At 39.0% G+C, this 18,075-nt stretch carries 15 protein-coding genes; 12 read left to right on the forward strand and 3 right to left on the reverse strand.

Annotation, left to right across the window (positions count from 1 at the left end; translation table 11 throughout):
• Positions 1-5 precede the first annotated feature (5 nt).
• Positions 6-788, reverse strand: a complete 783-nt coding sequence (gene yaaA, locus GWI97_RS02990) for a peroxide stress protein YaaA (protein WP_036932985.1) — start codon at positions 786-788, stop codon at positions 6-8.
• A gap of 304 nt (positions 789-1,092) precedes the next feature.
• On the opposite strand from yaaA, the gene tal reads away from it, so the two are divergent.
• From tal to dnaJ, 5 genes are all read left to right on the forward strand, one after another.
• Complete coding sequence (gene tal, locus GWI97_RS02995; protein WP_036932984.1) at positions 1,093-2,046, forward strand: transaldolase; 954 nt, start codon at positions 1,093-1,095, stop codon at positions 2,044-2,046.
• Between the two features lie 183 nt (positions 2,047-2,229).
• Entirely contained in the window at positions 2,230-3,213 is a 984-nt protein-coding gene (locus GWI97_RS03000) for a tetratricopeptide repeat protein (protein ID WP_036932983.1), read from the forward strand.
• 223 nt (positions 3,214-3,436) lie between these two features.
• Positions 3,437-4,024 carry a molybdopterin adenylyltransferase gene (gene mog / locus GWI97_RS03005; RefSeq protein ID WP_036932982.1) on the forward strand — a complete coding sequence of 196 codons (588 nt, stop codon included), beginning with the start codon at positions 3,437-3,439 and terminating at the stop codon, positions 4,022-4,024.
• A 494-nt stretch (positions 4,025-4,518) separates the two neighbouring features.
• Positions 4,519-6,444: a molecular chaperone DnaK gene (gene dnaK / locus GWI97_RS03010; protein WP_036932980.1), complete on the forward strand. Its 1,926-nt coding sequence runs from the start codon at positions 4,519-4,521 to the stop codon at positions 6,442-6,444.
• A gap of 105 nt (positions 6,445-6,549) precedes the next feature.
• Positions 6,550-7,689 (forward strand): molecular chaperone DnaJ, encoded by a 1,140-nt coding sequence (dnaJ, locus tag GWI97_RS03015; protein WP_036932979.1) that lies wholly within the window; start codon positions 6,550-6,552, stop codon positions 7,687-7,689.
• Positions 7,690-7,764: 75 nt separating this feature from the next.
• On the opposite strand, the gene GWI97_RS03020 is transcribed toward dnaJ, so the two are convergent.
• Positions 7,765-8,610 (reverse strand): DMT family transporter, encoded by an 846-nt coding sequence (locus tag GWI97_RS03020; RefSeq protein ID WP_087802944.1) that lies wholly within the window; start codon positions 8,608-8,610, stop codon positions 7,765-7,767.
• A 450-nt stretch (positions 8,611-9,060) separates the two neighbouring features.
• Between GWI97_RS03020 and nhaA the strand changes: the two genes are divergently transcribed.
• Together nhaA and nhaR are read left to right on the forward strand one after the other, a co-directional pair.
• The gene (nhaA, locus tag GWI97_RS03025; protein ID WP_036932978.1) at positions 9,061-10,239 is read left to right on the forward strand and encodes a Na+/H+ antiporter NhaA; all 1,179 of its coding nucleotides are present in this window, start codon (positions 9,061-9,063) and stop codon (positions 10,237-10,239) included.
• 190 nt (positions 10,240-10,429) lie between these two features.
• Positions 10,430-11,350 (forward strand): transcriptional activator NhaR, encoded by a 921-nt coding sequence (gene nhaR, locus GWI97_RS03030; RefSeq protein ID WP_036932977.1) that lies wholly within the window; start codon positions 10,430-10,432, stop codon positions 11,348-11,350.
• A 72-nt stretch (positions 11,351-11,422) separates the two neighbouring features.
• Here the strand turns inward: nhaR and rpsT are convergent, their stop codons facing one another.
• Positions 11,423-11,683 carry a 30S ribosomal protein S20 gene (rpsT, locus tag GWI97_RS03035; RefSeq protein ID WP_161751836.1) on the reverse strand — a complete coding sequence of 87 codons (261 nt, stop codon included), beginning with the start codon at positions 11,681-11,683 and terminating at the stop codon, positions 11,423-11,425.
• 430 nt (positions 11,684-12,113) lie between these two features.
• Here rpsT and ribF point away from each other — a divergent pair, with 430 nt between their 5' ends.
• The 5 genes from ribF to ispH all read left to right on the forward strand — a co-directional run bounded on the left by ribF (position 12,114) and on the right by ispH (position 17,888).
• Positions 12,114-13,055 carry a bifunctional riboflavin kinase/FAD synthetase gene (gene ribF / locus GWI97_RS03040; protein WP_036932976.1) on the forward strand — a complete coding sequence of 314 codons (942 nt, stop codon included), beginning with the start codon at positions 12,114-12,116 and terminating at the stop codon, positions 13,053-13,055.
• Positions 13,056-13,084: 29 nt separating this feature from the next.
• Entirely contained in the window at positions 13,085-15,895 is a 2,811-nt protein-coding gene (gene ileS / locus GWI97_RS03045) for an isoleucine--tRNA ligase (protein WP_036932974.1), read from the forward strand.
• Positions 15,896-15,898: 3 nt separating this feature from the next.
• A complete protein-coding gene (gene lspA / locus GWI97_RS03050; RefSeq protein ID WP_036932973.1) occupies positions 15,899-16,414 on the forward strand; it encodes a signal peptidase II in 516 nt (171 codons plus the stop codon).
• Between the two features lie 69 nt (positions 16,415-16,483).
• On the forward strand, positions 16,484-16,954 hold the full coding sequence (fkpB, locus tag GWI97_RS03055) for an FKBP-type peptidyl-prolyl cis-trans isomerase (RefSeq protein ID WP_036932972.1): 471 nt from the start codon (positions 16,484-16,486) through the stop codon (positions 16,952-16,954).
• Entirely contained in the window at positions 16,935-17,888 is a 954-nt protein-coding gene (ispH, locus tag GWI97_RS03060; protein ID WP_036932971.1) for a 4-hydroxy-3-methylbut-2-enyl diphosphate reductase, read from the forward strand. The genes fkpB and ispH overlap by 20 nt, the downstream gene beginning before the upstream one ends.
• Positions 17,889-18,075 lie beyond the last annotated feature (187 nt).

Raw genomic sequence — 18,075 nt, forward strand, 5'->3', positions numbered from 1 at the left:
TATTTTTATTTGACGAGTGATTCAGCGCGTTTAAATACTAAGGTGTTGCCTTCTGATGCGGCTGCATTAAACTGATAACCCTCTAAATCAAATTCTTTAAGTTGTGTTTTATTAGTGAGCTTTTCTTGAATAATAAAACGGCTCATTAATCCGCGAGCTTTTTTAGCATAAAAGCTAATAACTTTAAATTTGCCATTTTTTTCATCAAGAAAAACGGGTTTAATAATCTCTGCATTGAGTTTTTGTGGGTTAACTGATTTAAAATATTCATCAGACGCTAAATTAATTAAAATGTTATCACCTTGTTCTTCAAGAGCTTTATTTAGCGTTTCTGTAATGGTGTTTCCCCAAAACTGGTATAAATCCCTACCTTTTTTATTTTTTAGTTTTACTCCCATTTCAAGGCGATAAGGTTGCATTAAATCAAGAGGCCGCAATACACCATATAAACCTGAAAGTATGCGCAAATGTTGTTGAGCAAATTGAAAATTATCTTCAGAAAAAAGCTCAGCTTGCATTCCCGTATAAACATCACCTTTAAATGCTAAAATGGCTTGGCGTGCATTTTCTGGTGTGAAATTAGGTTGCCACTCACCGAAACGAGCTGCATTTAATCCGGCGAGTTTATCGCTTATTTTCATCAAGCTTGCAATATCACTTGAAGATAACTTTCGACACTCTTCGATAAGTTGCTGGGAATATTTTAGCAATTCAGGTTGGGTGAAATGCGTTGTTGCTAAAGGCGATTCGAAGTCCAGTGTTTTCGCTGGTGAAATAGTAATTAGCATAATTCCCTCAATTGGCTATTTTAATATTGATCGAATATAACAAATTCTGTCGATAATAGGCTAAATTATAGTGATAGGAAAAAACAATGGTTTCTCTTATTTGAGGTAAAAACCGATAATTTAAACGATTCAGCTTGCGGTATTCTTCTGTTTTTTTCCGTTTTTGTTTCGCGAAAACGTTTGGCATTCAAATAATTGCTTTGTATGAATTTAAGCGTCTTGTAGTGTGAGCAGTCCATGTTATTATCAATAGATATCCGCAGGTGACTGCAAACAGATTTACCTAGTAGATGAGATAAACAAAATGACCAACAAATTGACTTCTTTGCGTAAACTGACAACCGTTGTTGCTGACACTGGCGACATTGCAGCAATGAAACTGTATCAGCCTCAAGACGCAACTACCAACCCATCTTTAATTTTAAATGCAGCTCAAATTCCTGAATATCGTAAATTAATTGATGAAGCGATTGAATGGGCTCGCTCACAAAGCAATTCACGTGAACAACAAATCGTTGATGCTTGTGACAAGCTGGCAGTAAATATTGGCTTAGAAATTTTAAAACTGATCCCTGGCCGTATCTCGACAGAAGTGGATGCACGTCTGTCTTATGATACTCAAGCATGTATCGAAAAAGCGCGTCATTTAATGAAGCTGTATAACGATGCAGGTATTAGTAACGACCGTATTCTTATCAAATTAGCATCTACTTGGCAGGGAATTCGTGCCGCAGAGCAATTAGAAAAAGAAGGTATCAACTGTAATCTGACTTTACTGTTCTCTTTCGCTCAAGCGCGTGCATGTGCTGAAGCAGGTGTTTACCTGATTTCTCCATTTGTTGGTCGTATCATGGATTGGTATAAAGCCAATACAGATAAAAAAGAATTTGCCCCTGCTGAAGATCCGGGTGTGATTTCTGTTACTGAAATCTATAACTATTACAAACAACACGGTTATAACACAGTAGTTATGGGCGCAAGCTTCCGTAATATAGGTGAGATTTTAGAATTAGCCGGTTGTGACCGCTTAACTATCGCGCCAGCACTGCTAAAAGAATTATCAGAAGCTGAAGGCGAAGTTGAACATAAATTATCTTATAAAGGTGAAGTGAAAGCACGTCCAGAGGCTATCACTGAAGCTCAATTCTATTGGGAACATAATGCAGACCCAATGGCAGTAGATAAATTATCTGATGGTATTCGTAAATTTGCTGTCGATCAGGAAAAATTAGAGAAAATGATTGCGGATTTATTATAATTCGTCGTTAAATTCTTATAAAAATCTTAAATACCCATCTTTTATAGGTGGGTATTTTCATTTTTTTCTTCTCAAAATAACATTTAAGAAAATTTTAAGATTAAATTGATTGGAATATATTATTTATCCAGTAATAATTATAAAAATATATTATTAAAATACTCTATTTATTATTGGTGAATTATGAAAAAGATTGTCTTGGCAACGGTACTTGCATCGTTATTTCTTAGTGGCGCTACAATGGCAGAGAGTAAAACCGCGTTCTCTTTACCTGCAATTGAAAAAAGTGCTGAAAGTGGAAACTCAGCATCTCAATATCAATTGGGCGTAAAATATGAGAATGGTGAAGGTGTTGAACAAGATGCACAAAAAGCGTTGGAATGGTATACCAAAGCTGCTGAACAAGGCCATGCTGAAGCACAGTTAAACTTAGCGCTTATGTATGATATGAGCGATGAGATTGAGCGTGATGCAGAAAAAGCGGTTTACTGGTATAACAAAGCTGCGGTTCAAGGCGTTTCTTTAGCACAATATAACCTAGCTGTTTCTTATGATGATGGTGATGGTGTAGAGCAAGATCATGAGAAAGCAGTATATTGGTACACTAAAGCCGGTGAGCAAGGTGATAGTGATGCACAATACAACCTCGGTATCTCTTATGATGAAGGTATTGGTGTAGCACAAGATCATGAAAAAGCGGTTGTTTGGTATACAAAAGCAGCAGAACAAGGCCACTCTGATGCACAATACAATCTTGCTGTCTCTTATGATGATGGTGAAGGAGTTGAACGTAACGGCACTAAAGCTGTTTTTTGGTACACCAAGGCTGCAAACCAAGGTAATCGTGACGCACAAAATAACTTAGGTGTGATGTACGATGAAGGCGATGGTGTGGCTAAAGATGCACGTAAAGCTGTTGAGTGGTACAGAAAATCAGCTATTCAAGGTAATGGTCTTGCGCAAAATAACCTTGCGTTAAATTATTACTATGGCAAAGGCGTTAAACGTGATCTGAAAGAAGCTTATGCATGGTTCTCTGTTGCCGTTGAAAATGGTGATGGTGATGAAGCGATGCTAAAACGCACCGCTCGTGCATTAAATGCAGCACAATTAGCTGAAGCAAAAAGTTTAGCTGCGTCTTATATTGCTAAATATATTGATGAGTAATATTAATTAGTATTATTCAAGATTAAAGAGGGGGAGCTTATGCTCCCTTTTTCTATATTTAGCTAACGATAAATAAATATAGATCTTTATCATTTTTTATTATCCATTCTCAATAATCAAATATTAAACATCAGTAATATATTGAGATTGTTTTTAATTCTCTTGTGTTCTCATGGTAATATCTGCGCGTAAGTTAGATGGTCATTGATTAATTGAGGTTGATATGAATGAATTACGCATAGGGTTAGTTTCTGTTTCTGATCGCGCATCAAGTGGGGTTTATGAAGATAAAGGTCTACCCGCTTTAGAGGCTTGGCTAAAAGCTGCGTTAACAACGCCTTTTCATATCGAATCTCGGTTGATCCCGGATGAGCAATTAATGATTGAGCAAACACTTTGTGAACTTGTTGATGAATCGGGTTGCCATTTAGTCCTTACAACCGGTGGAACGGGCCCTGCTCGCCGTGATGTTACGCCTGATGCGACTTTGGCTATTGCAGATAGAGAGATGCCTGGTTTTGGCGAACAAATGCGTCAAATTAGTCTGAAATTTGTACCAACAGCGATTTTGTCTCGGCAAGTTGGTGTTATACGTAACCAAGCATTAATTTTAAACTTACCTGGACAACCTAAAGCGATTGCAGAAACGCTGGAAGGGTTAAAAGACAGTGACGGTAAAGTCATTGTGAGTGGCATTTTTGCAAGCGTGCCTTATTGTATCCAATTGTTAGATGGTCCTTACATTGAAACAAACGAAAATATTGTTACCGCATTTAGACCAAAATCAGCCCGTCGTTCTACTTCTGCCTAAATAATTTAAGAGGTTATTCTAACTGTTTGTTTGTATGAGTGGATAGAATTCATACTATATTCAAGTAGTACAAAAATAACCTCATTTCTATTTAATCCCTTTTTCCTAGTGCTTTTTTTTTAAAAAATACTTTGTTATCAATGTATTGTGGTTCTATTTTGAGTCTAATCTTCAGTCAATTGTATTAATTCGTTATGATATTATTTATTTTTGAAGTAATGTATTGATAAATAAACCGTTTTTGTTTATTGAGGCTTGTTTAACCTATTTTTTTCGCATTTTTTGCATTTTTTTTCATGATTCCCCTTGATGAATGTATTTATGACCCCATCTTCTTTTCAACTGCAATTACCACTCTTGAGTTGCGTTGATTTTATATCCGCTTTGAGATGATGTTGTAATAAGTCTATTAATTTGTGACTTGAAAAATGAATATTCATCCTCATATAGATTGGTAGTCAAATTGATAAAGAATTCTCTTTGGAGGCGTTTAAATGGGTAAAATTATTGGTATTGACCTGGGTACAACTAACTCTTGTGTTGCTGTAATGGATGGCAAAAATGCCCGGGTTATTGAAAACGCTGAAGGTGACCGCACAACACCTTCAATCGTTGCATATGCACAAGATGGTGAAATCTTAGTTGGTCAACCAGCAAAACGTCAGGCTGTGACTAACCCACAAAATACTTTATTTGCCATCAAACGTTTAATTGGTCGTCGCTTCGAAGATAGTGAAGTTCAGCGTGACGTTGCTATCATGCCTTACAAAATTGTAAAAGCTGATAACGGTGATGCGTGGATTGAAGCACGTAACGATAAAATGGCTCCACCACAAGTATCTGCTGAAGTCCTGAAGAAAATGAAGAAAACAGCAGAAGACTATTTAGGTGAAACAATTACAGAAGCCGTTATTACTGTTCCTGCTTACTTTAACGATGCTCAACGTCAAGCAACTAAAGATGCGGGGCGTATCGCCGGTCTTGAAGTTAAACGTATTATCAACGAACCAACTGCGGCAGCTCTGGCTTACGGCTTAGATCGTGAAGTAGGCAACCGCACTATCGCTGTTTACGACTTAGGTGGTGGTACATTCGATATCTCTATCATTGAAATTGATGAAGTAGATGGCGAAAAAACCTATGAAGTTCTGTCAACTAATGGTGATACTCATTTAGGTGGTGAAGACTTCGATAGCCGTTTAATCAACTACTTAGTTGATGAATTTAAAAAAGAACAAGGCATTGATCTGCGTAACGATCCATTAGCAATGCAACGTCTGAAAGAATCTGCTGAAAAAGCGAAAATTGAATTATCTTCAGCACAACAAACAGATGTTAACTTGCCGTATGTTACTGCTGATGCAACAGGCCCTAAACACTTAAATATCAAAGTAACTCGTGCAAAACTAGAATCTTTAGTTGAAGATTTAGTGAAACGCTCAATGGAGCCAGTACGTGTTGCTTTAGAAGATGCAGGCTTGAAAGTTAGCGAAATTAACGACGTTATCCTGGTTGGTGGTCAAACTCGTATGCCAATGGTTCAAAAAACCGTTGCTGATTTCTTTGGTAAAGAGCCACGTAAGGATGTTAACCCAGATGAAGCGGTTGCAATGGGGGCGGCTGTTCAAGGTGGTGTATTAGCCGGTGATGTTAAAGACGTTCTGTTACTTGACGTAACTCCACTGTCTTTAGGTATCGAAACAATGGGGGGAGTAATGACTTCTCTGATTGCGAAAAATACCACAATCCCAACTAAACATAGCCAAGTGTTCTCTACCGCAGAAGATAATCAATCTGCAGTAACTATTCATGTATTACAAGGTGAACGTAAACGTGCGAGCGATAACAAATCGCTGGGTCAGTTTAACTTAGATGGTATTCAAGCAGCACCACGCGGTATGCCACAAATTGAAGTAACTTTTGATATTGATGCTGATGGTATTTTGCATGTATCAGCTAAAGATAAAAACAGTGGACGTGAGCAAAACATCACCATTAAAGCTTCTTCTGGTTTAAATGAAGAAGAAATCCAAAAAATGGTACGTGATGCAGAAGCGAACGCAGAAGCTGACCGTAAGTTTGAAGAATTAGTGCAAACTCGTAACCAAGCTGACCAATTAGTTCACGGTACTCGTAAACAAATTGAAGAAGCTGGTGATAAATTACCAGCGAACGATAAAGAAGCTATCGAAAAAGCGGTAAGCGAGTTAGAAATAGCTTCTAAAGGCGAAGATAAAGACGCTATCGAAGCAAAAATTAAAGCATTAGTTGAAGCTTCTGAAAAGCTGTTAGAAATTGCACAACAACAAGCACAAGCGGGTGCTGCAGGTAATGCTGCTGACGCAGAGGCGAGTGCGAAGAAAGATGATGATGTTGTCGATGCAGAGTTTGAAGAAGTTGACGGTAAAGACAAGAAATAATGCCCTTAACGGGCCACGGTAACTCACCTGTGAATAGTTACTGATACCGAACACGGGCGTCGAGGAAACTCAACGCCCGTGTGCTTATGTCAAGGGTAATCTAGAATGGCGAAAAGAGATTTTTACGAAGTACTCGGTTTAAGTAAAAGTGCCGACGAAAAAGAAATTAAACGTGCATATAAGCGTTTAGCAATGAAATATCACCCAGACCGTAATCAGGGTGATAAAGAGTCAGAATCAAAATTTAAAGAAATCAAAGAAGCCTACGAAATTTTAAGTGATGCACAGAAACGTGCTGCTTACGATCAATATGGCCATGCAGCCTTTGAGCAAGGCGGGTTTGGTGGCCAAGGTGGTGGTGGTTTCGGTGGTGGCGCTGACTTTGGTGATATTTTCGGTGATGTTTTTGGTGATATTTTTGGTGGTGGTCGCCGTCAACAACGTGCATCACGAGGGTCTGACTTACAATACAACATGGACTTAACGCTTGAAGAAGCTGTTCGTGGTATTACCAAAGAAATTCGTATACCTACACTAGAAACATGTGACAAATGCCATGGTAGCGGTGCTAAAGAAGGTACATCAGCTGAAACATGCTCTACCTGTCATGGTGCGGGTCAGGTTCATTTACGTCAAGGCTTCTTCACTGTACAACAAGCATGTCCAACGTGTCATGGTCGAGGTAAAGTGATTAAAGAGCCTTGCTCTAAATGTCATGGTGATGGTCGTGTCGAGCGTTATAAAACCCTGTCTGTTAAAATTCCAGCTGGCGTTGATACGGGTGATCGCATTCGCTTAAGTGGTGAAGGTGAAGCAGGTGAAAATGGTGCACCAGCAGGCGATTTATATGTACAGGTTCATGTTCGCCAACATCATATTTTTGAGCGTGATGGCAATAACCTGTATTGTGAAGTTCCGATTAACTTTGCGATTGCGGCTTTGGGAGGCGAAATTGAAGTTCCTACACTGGATGGCCGTGTAAAACTTAAAATCCCAGCAGAAACTCAAACGGGCAAAATGTTCCGTATGAAAGGTAAAGGCGTCAAGTCAGTACGTAGTAGCACTGTCGGTGATTTGATGTGCCGTGTTGTTGTTGAAACACCGGTTAAACTCAATGAGAAACAAAAAGAGTTAATGGAACAACTTGGTGAATCATTTGGTGGTAAAAGTGGTGAGAAAAATACACCGCGCTCTAAAAGCTTCCTAGATGGTGTGAAAAAATTCTTTGATGATTTAACCAAATAATTTTTATTCCCCCTTTCAAAAAGGCCTGATGACAGTATTTATCATCGGGCCTTTTTATTTTAATATGGCTCAATATTATCCCATCTTGATGGCGACAATCCCCGTTAAAATGACTAAGCACGCTAAGAGTTGTTTACGGTTAAATTGCTCTTTTAGCAAATAAACAGATAAGACCATGGCAAATAGTACACTGGTTTCTCTTAATGCCGCGACAAGCACAATAGAGGCATGACTCATTGCCCAAATTACAATGCCATAACTGACTAATTGCATGACACCACCTAAAAACGCGGGCTTCCAATAATCTTTTATTTTGGTTTTTAAGTACTGGCGATAACGAAGCCATGCCAGTAAATACATCGCAATACCATTTAAAAAGAAGAGCCACAAAATATAAGCAAAAGGTGTTTCACCCACACGGGATCCATTACCATCAGATAGAGTATAACTTGCGGTAAATAATGCAGTAAGGAGCGCAAAAAAGAGCGCATCTTTACGCAAATTCAGTGTTGCTATTTTTCGGCTACGTGAAATAAGGATAATACCTAAAATAATCAATAGAATACCGATTAATCCAGTAATGGGGAGTGTTTCATGAAAAAGAAAAAAACCAAGAACTGCGGTCATTAATGGTGCACTACCACGAGAAATTGGGTAGATCTGGTTAAAGTCTGCCAAGGTATAACATCGGCTTAAAGAGAGTGTGTAACCAATATGAAATAGGACGGAAAGAATAAGCCATTTCCATGCACCTATATCAGGTAATCCAACCAAAAACAGCGCGGGGATTGTTACAATACCTGAAAAAAAGGTCAGTAACGAGATCCCTAGAAATCGATCACTGCCGACTTTGACTAATGCATTCCAACATGCATGGAAGACAGCGGCAAATAGTACGGCAACAAAAATGGTAATCGACATATTGATAGAAGCCTTAGTACAAAAGCGAAAATTATTTTTATAAAACCATAGCACAATGGTTAAATAGTGAAATATATAACATTTTCTTTTTTCTTATAATCTTAGGATGCTGTAAATAAAAAAGAGAGAAAGGGTATTGTTTGGCGTGGTTGAAAATTAGTCTATTTGCTCTATTTTATCAGTTGGGAGTATTTATTCAATTAGATGCCTATTTTTACTTATTTGTTAAAATATTAGCTATTTATCAATAGATTAAATTTAATTAATTTAATTATTTTTTATTTTCTCTATTGGGAAATAATATTGATTAATTTCGACTACCTATCTTGTTTCTCTTAATATTTCCTATTTAATTCGAATAATCCGAGCTGTTATCCATAAATAAACTGTTTTTTACGAATTCATGGTTAGCATATTATTAACAAGATTAGTAATCTTGAGGTTAATATTATGACGGCAATTATTAGACAATTTTTGAGATTAGAGGCATCAGGCGGTATTCTTCTGATTATTGCTGCTATTATCGCATTGATTATGGCGAATACACCTCTAAGTGCTTTGTATAATGAGTTTTTATCTATTCCTATCATGATCAAGTTTGGTGCATTCGAACTTGATAAGCCACTCTTGCTTTGGGTAAATGATGCCTTAATGGCTATTTTCTTTTTAGTGGTTGGATTAGAAGTTAAACGCGAGTTAAAAGAAGGTTCTTTAGCTCAACGTGATAGAGCTATTTTTCCTGCAATTGCTGCTGTGGGAGGGATGTTAGCGCCTGCATTAGTTTATCTCATGTTCAATCATACAGATGCTGTTGGGCAACAAGGTTGGGCTATTCCGGCGGCAACGGATATTGCATTTGCATTGGGCGTTATGGCGCTATTAGGTAAACGTGTCCCTGTTGAGTTAAAAGTTTTCTTATTAGCTTTGGCGATTATCGATGACCTAGGCGTTATTGTGATTATTGCACTCTTTTATTCAAAGAGTATTGCATTGATGCCGTTGGCTTTGGCTGGGGTGATTGTTATTACTCTAGGCCTAATGAATTGGCGTAAAGTTGGTAATACCGCAGCTTATTTGGTTCTTGGATTTATTTTGTGGGTGTGTATTTTAAAATCAGGCATTCATGCCACCATTGCGGGTGTCATCGTCGGGTTCCTTATCCCATTAAGAAATAATGAAGGTGATTCACCTTCTGAGGAATTAGAGCATGTGCTACACCCTTGGGTTGCTTATTTAATTTTGCCACTGTTTGCATTTAGTAATGCAGGGGTATCCTTAAATGGAGTGACATTGGATGGTATGTTATCAGCATTACCATTAGGTATCGCATTAGGCCTATTTTTAGGTAAGCCGATCGGAATTTTCCTCTTTAGTTGGGTTTCGGTAAAACTAGGCATTGCAAAATTACCAGATGCGATTAATCTTAAACAAATATTTGCAGTATCTGTGCTCTGTGGTATCGGTTTTACTATGTCTATCTTTATCGCAGGATTAGCTTTTGATGGTGCAGATGAAGCTTATAATACCTACTCTAAGCTTGGTATTTTAGTAGGTTCAACGATAGCTGCTATTGTGGGATATTTGTTGCTTCGTTCTGTTTTACCGAAGTTAAAAACGAAGTCAATATAAGGAAATTTATTACGGATTTGAGTTTCTCAACACAATAAATACCGAGCAATATATTTAAACCTACGGTGCAATACAGTGTATTGTGCCGTAGGTGTTTTTATGAGGATTGGATGCAAGGAAAGCCAATCGCAAACTAATGCGTTATTACATAGTCTGTGTCTAGATCACAGAAGTTGAAAGGAAGATAACTATGCGGGTGTCACATCTCAATTTTAACCATCTTTATTATTTTTGGCATGTGTGTAAAGAAGGCTCTGTTGTAGGTGCAGCAGAAGCCCTGTATCTGACACCTCAGACAATTACAGGGCAGATTAAAGCATTAGAAGAAAGATTAGGTGGTAAGTTGTTTAAACGCCAAGGAAGGGGACTGGTTCCTTCAGAATTGGGGCAACTTATTTTCCGTTATGCTGATAAAATGTTTATGCTAAGTCAAGAAATGCTGGATATCGTCAACTATAGTCGTGAATCGAGCTTATTATTTGATGTCGGTGTCGCAGATGCATTATCTAAACAACTAGTTAGCCGCATATTGGAAACAGCTGTGATTGATCATGAGCAAATCCACCTGCGCTGTTTTGAATCAACGCATGAATTATTATTAGAACAATTAAGTCAGCATAAACTGGATATGATTTTATCAGATTGCCCGGTCGATTCTTCTCAGCAAGAAGGTTTATTTTCTGTAAAACTCGGTGAATGTAATATGAGCTTTTTTTGCAGTCACCCACTTCCTGAAAAACCATTTCCTGAATGCTTAGAAGAGCGAAAACTACTCATTCCAGGTCGTCGATATATGTTAGGTCGCCATTTATTAACGTGGATACGCAATAAAAATCTGCAAGTGGAAATATTGGGAGAGTTTGATGATGCGGCATTAATGAAAGCATTTGGATTAAATTATAATGCTATTTTTGTTGCACCTTCACTGTATACCGATGAAACTTTCGCTCATAGTAATATCGAAGAGATTGGGATGCTCGACACTGTAAAAGAAGAGTACTACGCGATTTTTGCAGAACGAATGATCCAACATCCAGCGGTTCAACGTGTTTGTAATACTGATTTTTCGGCACTTTTTAATGGAGATAAAAAGAGTGTTGTAAGCCCATAAGTGGGTTGCAGTTCAAAGGGAGAAAATAAAAAACCGGCTTAAGCCGGTTTTTTATAACACAAGAAAGCAATATTACATTGCTTTGATTTGTGCTTGCAGATTAGCTTTATGACGTGCAGCTTTATTCTTATGAATTAAGCCTTTAGTTGCCTGACGGTCAACAATTGGTTGCATGTCATTAAATGCTTTTTGTGCTGCTTCTTTATCACCTGAAGCAACTGCTACGTATACTTTTTTAATGTAAGTACGCATCATAGAACGACGGCTTGCGTTGTGCTGACGACGCTTTTCAGACTGAACCGCACGTTTCTTAGCTGATTTGATATTAGCCAAGTTCCAACTCCCAAATATATTCTAGCGAGGACAAATACAAAGGTGAAGGAATATGCCTTTTCAACCTAAGTTTGTCAATGGATTTATACAAAATTAGCGTCGTTGTACGCGACACTTGTTTCGTTGTGATGGCGCAAGATTTTATCAGTTAAGACGGGTAGAATACAGTCCTTTGAGTGAAAAAATCATCAAAATCGTGTATATGAGTAATAAATAATAGATTCTAATAGGATCTACGATTGATTTTATGCGATTTTATAACCAAGAAGTGAGTGATAGTCCATTTTTGTTTGATGTGAGTAGTCACATTTAAGAATAACAGTGAATCGACTCGTTGAGATATTACTCATCAATAAACATTGATATATTGGGTTACTCTCAAGCCTTTGACAAGGTATAATCCAATAATTTCCACGGTATTGAGCCAGTTATGGAGCTAATTCGCGGTATACAGAATATTAGAGCGCTACATCATGGTTGCGTTCTGACGATTGGGAATTTTGATGGTGTCCATCGAGGCCATCAGGCATTATTGAAACATTTGAAGCAAGAAGCTTCACAACGAGGGTTACCCACGGTTGTGATGACATTTGAGCCTCAGCCACTTGAGTTCTTTTTACCAGAAAAGGCGCCAGCACGTCTGACTCGTTTGCGAGACAAGATAAAGTATTTGGCTGAATGTGGTATTGACTACCTTTTGTGTGTCAAATTTGATAAACAGTTTGCTGCACAAACACCTGAAGAGTTTGTTTCATCCCTGCTGGTCAATAAATTAGGGGTGAAGTTTCTTGCTATTGGTGATGACTTTCGCTTTGGCAAACATCGTGAAGGTGATTTCCACTTTTTGCAACAAGCGGGCGTTCGGTATGGATTTGACGTCGCGAATACAGAAAGTTATTGCGATAAAGGATTACGTATCAGTAGCACCGCGGTACGAGAAGCGTTACTCAATGATGATTTAGTGCTTGCTGAATCACTTCTTGGACACCCTTACAGTGTTTGTGGACGAGTTGTTCATGGTAATGAATTGGGTAGAACTATTGGTTTTCCGACAGCCAATATTCCAATGAAGCGCTTGGTTGCACCAGTGAAAGGTGTTTATGCCGTTGATGTCTATTTATCAGATAATCAATTGCCTTTGCCTGGTGTGGCAAATATCGGAAGTCGCCCAACTGTAAAAGGGAAGGGCGTACAATTAGAAGTTCATTTAATCGACGTTAATATGGATTTATATGGACGTTGTATTGATGTTGTGTTACGAAAGAAATTACGTAATGAACAGCGATTTGCATCATTGGATGCATTGAAGCAGCAAATCGCAGATGATGTGGCTACTGCTAGGGATTTTTTATCACAGCGGTCGGAGTCATAAACTAGCGGAAAATTGGAACTGAGAATCGAATGAGTGACTATAAAAATACCCTGAACTTACCAGAAACAGGGTTCCCTATGCGCGGGGATTTAGCAAAGCGCGAACCAGAGATGTTATCACGTTGGTACAAAGAAGGTTTGTATCAAGCTATTCGTCAGGCTAAAAGTGGTAAAAAAACATTTATTTTGCATGATGGCCCTCCATACGCCAACGGCAATATTCATATTGGTCACTCAGTAAACAAAATTCTCAAAGATATTATTATTAAATCCAAAGGGCTGTCAGGCTTTGACTCTCCGTACATTCCAGGATGGGATTGTCACGGATTACCTATCGAACTAAAAGTTGAACAAATCGTAGGTAAACCAGGAGAAAAAATATCGGCAGCACAATTCCGCGAGGAATGTCGTAAATACGCTTACGAGCAAATCGAAGCACAGAAAAAAGATTTTATTCGTTTAGGTGTTCTAGGGGATTGGGAAAAACCTTATCTTACAATGGATTATAAAACCGAAGCGAATACTATCCGTGCATTAGCGCGTATTATCGCAAATGGTCACTTGTTAAAAGGGGCGAAACCTGTTCACTGGTGTACGGCGTGTGGTTCATCACTGGCAGAAGCCGAAGTTGAATATTACGACAAAACATCCCCTTCTATCGATGTGCGTTTCACCGCCGTAGATTCAAAAGCCGTTGCTGCTAAATTTGGTTCAGCAACAGATAAACCAATTTCTTTGGTTATCTGGACAACAACGCCTTGGACATTACCTGCTAACCGCGCTATCGCATTAAATGCAGAGTTTAATTATGCCTTAGTCTCTTTTAATGATGAATGCGTGATTTTGGCGGCTGATCTTGTTGAAGGCGTAATGAAGCGTATTGGCGTAACTGGCTGGGCTGTTTTAGGTGAATGTAAAGGTACAGATCTAGAACTGTTGCGCTTTAATCATCCATTTATGGGCTTTGATGTACCTGCTATTTTAGGTGATCACGTTACTTTAGAAGCGGGTACTGGTGCGGTACATACTGCACCAGGCCATGGTCCTGATGACTTCGTGGTTGGCCAAAAATACGGTTTAGAAGTTGCAAACCCAGTTGGGCCAAATGGTTGTTATTTACCTGGCACTTATCCAACATTAGATGGCGTTTTTGTTTTTAAAGCAAATGATGTCATTGTTGAATTGCTAAAAGAAAAAGGCGCTCTGTTACATCATGAAGCGTTGCAGCACAGTTATCCTTGCTGTTGGAGACATAAAACTCCAGTTATTTTCCGTGCAACACCACAATGGTTTATTGGTATGGATAAAAACGGGTTACGTCAACAGTCATTAAAAGAGATCAAAGGTGTTAAATGGATCCCTGATTGGGGCCAAGCACGTATTGAATCAATGGTTGAGAACCGTCCAGACTGGTGTATTTCTCGTCAACGGACTTGGGGGACGCCAATGTCTCTGTTTGTCCACAAAGAGACTCAAGAGCCACATCCACGTACTTTAGAGTTGATGGAAGAAGTTGCAAAACGTGTTGAAGTGAGTGGGATTCAAGCATGGTGGGATTTAGATATCCGCGAAGTGCTGGGTGATGAAGCTGACGATTACATGAAAACACCAGACACACTGGATGTTTGGTTTGATTCAGGATCAACACACTCAACTGTTGTCGATGATCGCCCTGAATTCCATGGTAATTCTGCTGACATGTATTTAGAAGGCTCTGACCAGCATCGTGGCTGGTTTATGTCTTCACTGATGATATCAACCGCAATTAAAGGCAAAGCGCCTTACCGTGAAGTGTTAACACACGGTTTTACCGTAGATGGACAAGGCCGTAAAATGTCCAAATCTATTGGTAATACTGTTAGTCCACAAGATGTGATGGATAAATTAGGTGCTGATATCTTACGTTTATGGGTTGCATCAACAGATTATACGGGTGAAATTGCCGTTTCAGATGAAATCTTAAAACGTGCGGCGGATACTTATCGTCGTATTCGTAATACTGCACGTTTCTTCTTAGCGAACTTAAACGGTTTTGATCCTGCAAAACACCAAGTTAAGCCAGAAGAGATGGTGACACTTGATCGATGGGCTGTAGGTCGTGCGAAAGCAGCACAAGCGGATATCCTAAAACATTATGAAAATTACGATTTCCATAATGTTATTCAGCGCTTAATGCAGTTCTGTTCAGTGGAAATGGGCTCTTTCTACTTAGATATCATCAAAGACAGACAATACACCGCGAAAAGCGATAGCGTTGCGCGTCGTAGTTGCCAAACAGCATTATTCCACATCATTGAAGCATTAGTCCGTTGGATGGCGCCAGTTATGTCATTCACTGCTGATGAGATCTGGAATGAACTGCCAGGTGAACGTGCAAAATACGTTTTAACTGAAGAGTGGTATACCGATTTATTTGGTTTAGATGCATCCGAAACCTTAAATGATGATTACTGGGCTGAATTACTGGCCGTTCGTGGTGAAGTCAATAAGGTATTAGAGCAAGCGCGTACAGATAAACAACTGCGTGGCTCTTTAGAAGCATCCGTCACACTGTATGCAGATAAAGAATTGGCAGATAAATTAAATGCATTAGGTAATGAACTGCGTTTTGTTTTATTAACATCTCAAGCGACAGTCGCAGATATTAATGATGCACCAGCAACAGCATTAGTGTCTGATATGGCGGGTTTAAAAATCGCCTTTAACAAAGCCGATGGTGAAAAATGTCCTCGTTGCTGGCACTATGCAACAGATATCGGTCAAGTAGCGGAACACGCTGAGTTATGTGGACGCTGTGTTACTAACGTAGCCGGTAACGGTGAAGAACGTAAGTTTGCTTAATTAATGAAGAAAACACTTTGCTCTACAGGTTTACGCTGGTTATGGCTAGCGATCGCTGTAGTGGTGTTGGATTTAGGTACGAAACAGTATTTCATGCAGACATTTCGTCTGTATGAATCTGTTGCCGTAATGCCTTTTTTCAACTTCACTTACGCACATAATTATGGTGCTGCCTTTAGCTTTTTAGCGGATAAAGGGGGATGGCAACGTTGGTTTTTTGCACTGATTGCATTAGCAATCTGCATTACTTTATTAGTGATGATGTATAAAAATAAAGCGAGTGCCAGACTAAGTAACATTGCTTATGCGCTTATTATTGGCGGAGCATTGGGTAATCTTTCTGATCGTCTGATCCACGGGTTTGTTATCGATTTCCTTGATGTTTATGTCGGAGATTGGCATTGGCCCACTTTTAATATTGCTGATATGGGGATTTGTATTGGTGCTGGGCTTATTATCATTGAAAGCTTTTTCCCTGATAAAAATGTCAGCCCGCAAGATACAAAAAAGCAAAAGTAATCAGACAATGAGTTAACTAAAATAACCCCTGCCTTATGGCGGGGGTTACGCTTAATAGAAGGTATTAGTATGGTTATGCAGGTACTCAACAACAGCGCAGTATTGTTGAATTTCACTTTAAAATTAGCCGATGGCTCTGTTGCTGAATCTACACAAGCACATGGTAAACCCGCTCTTTTTCGTTTAGGTGATGAAAGTTTATCGCCAGCCTTAGAAGCTGAATTATTGGGGTTATCAACGGGAGATAAAAAAACCTTTACGCTTGCAGGTGAACATCTTTTTGGTAAATATAATCCTGACTTGATCCAATACTTTATGCCTTCTGACTTTGCAGAATCTGGTGTGCCTGAGGCGGGCACTATCATGCTATTTACAGCAATGAATGGCAGTGAAATGCCGGGCATTGTAAGAGATGTCACTGAAGATTCCGTCACTGTCGATTTTAATCATCCGTTAGCGTCAGAAGAAGTGACATTTGATATTGAAGTGGTCAGTATCGATCCTGAGGAGGAAACAACACATGCAAATATTGCTGGCTAACCCACGAGGCTTTTGTGCGGGAGTTGACCGAGCTATCAGCATTGTTGACCGTGCTCTGGAAATCTATGGCGCACCTATTTATGTTCGTCACGAAGTAGTTCATAACCGTTATGTGGTTAACGATTTACGTGAACGTGGCGCTATTTTTATTGAAGAAATTTCAGAAGTGCCTGATAACGCGATTTTAATTTTTTCAGCTCATGGTGTTTCTCAAGCCATTCGCCAAGAAGCTCGCTCGCGTAATTTAACGATGCTTTTTGATGCCACTTGCCCACTCGTGACTAAAGTTCATATGGAAGTGGCAAGAGCGAGTCGTAAAGGTAAAGAGGCGATTTTAATCGGTCATGCTGGACATCCCGAAGTTGAAGGTACAATGGGGCAATATAGTAACCCTGAAGGGGGGATGTATTTAGTTGAATCGCCTGCGGATGTCTGGAAATTAGAAGTCAAAGATGAAGACAATCTTTGCTTTATGACACAAACAACACTTTCTGTAGATGATACATCTGAAGTGATTGATGCTTTAAATACGCGTTTTCCCAAAATTATTGGACCTCGTAAAGACGATATTTGTTATGCAACAACGAATCGCCAAGAAGCGGCAAGAGAACTTGCTGAAAAAGCCGATGTTGTTTTTGTTGTTGGTTCTAAGAACTCATCGAATTCAAACCGCTTAGCAGAATTGGCACAGCGTGCAGGGAAACCGTCTTATCTTATCGATAGTTTTGAAGATATTGATGAGTCATGGGTGACTGATGTTAATATTGTCGGAGTGACCGCGGGGGCTTCTGCGCCTGATATTTTAGTACAGCAGGTGTTAGAGCGTTTAAAAAGCTTTGGTGCTGATGAAGTCATCGAATTATCAGGACGAGAAGAAAACATTGTTTTTGAAGTGCCTAAAGAGCTTCGACTCGATTATAAAGTTATTGAATAAGGCATATAAAAAGAGAGTTTTTTAAAAGCAGAGTTGAAATCTCTGCTTTTTTTATACCTAAAGTTAAATGAATAATCATGCTACTCATCTCTTTTACTGATAATTAGTACGATTTGGTGTGTTTTTCTTATCTGGAACGTTAAATGCTGGCATCAAACGGATGACATCGCTAATCTGTAAACAATAA

The organism is Proteus sp. G2300 (assembly GCF_009915965.1).
Classification (GTDB): Bacteria; Pseudomonadota; Gammaproteobacteria; order Enterobacterales; family Enterobacteriaceae; genus Proteus; species Proteus vulgaris.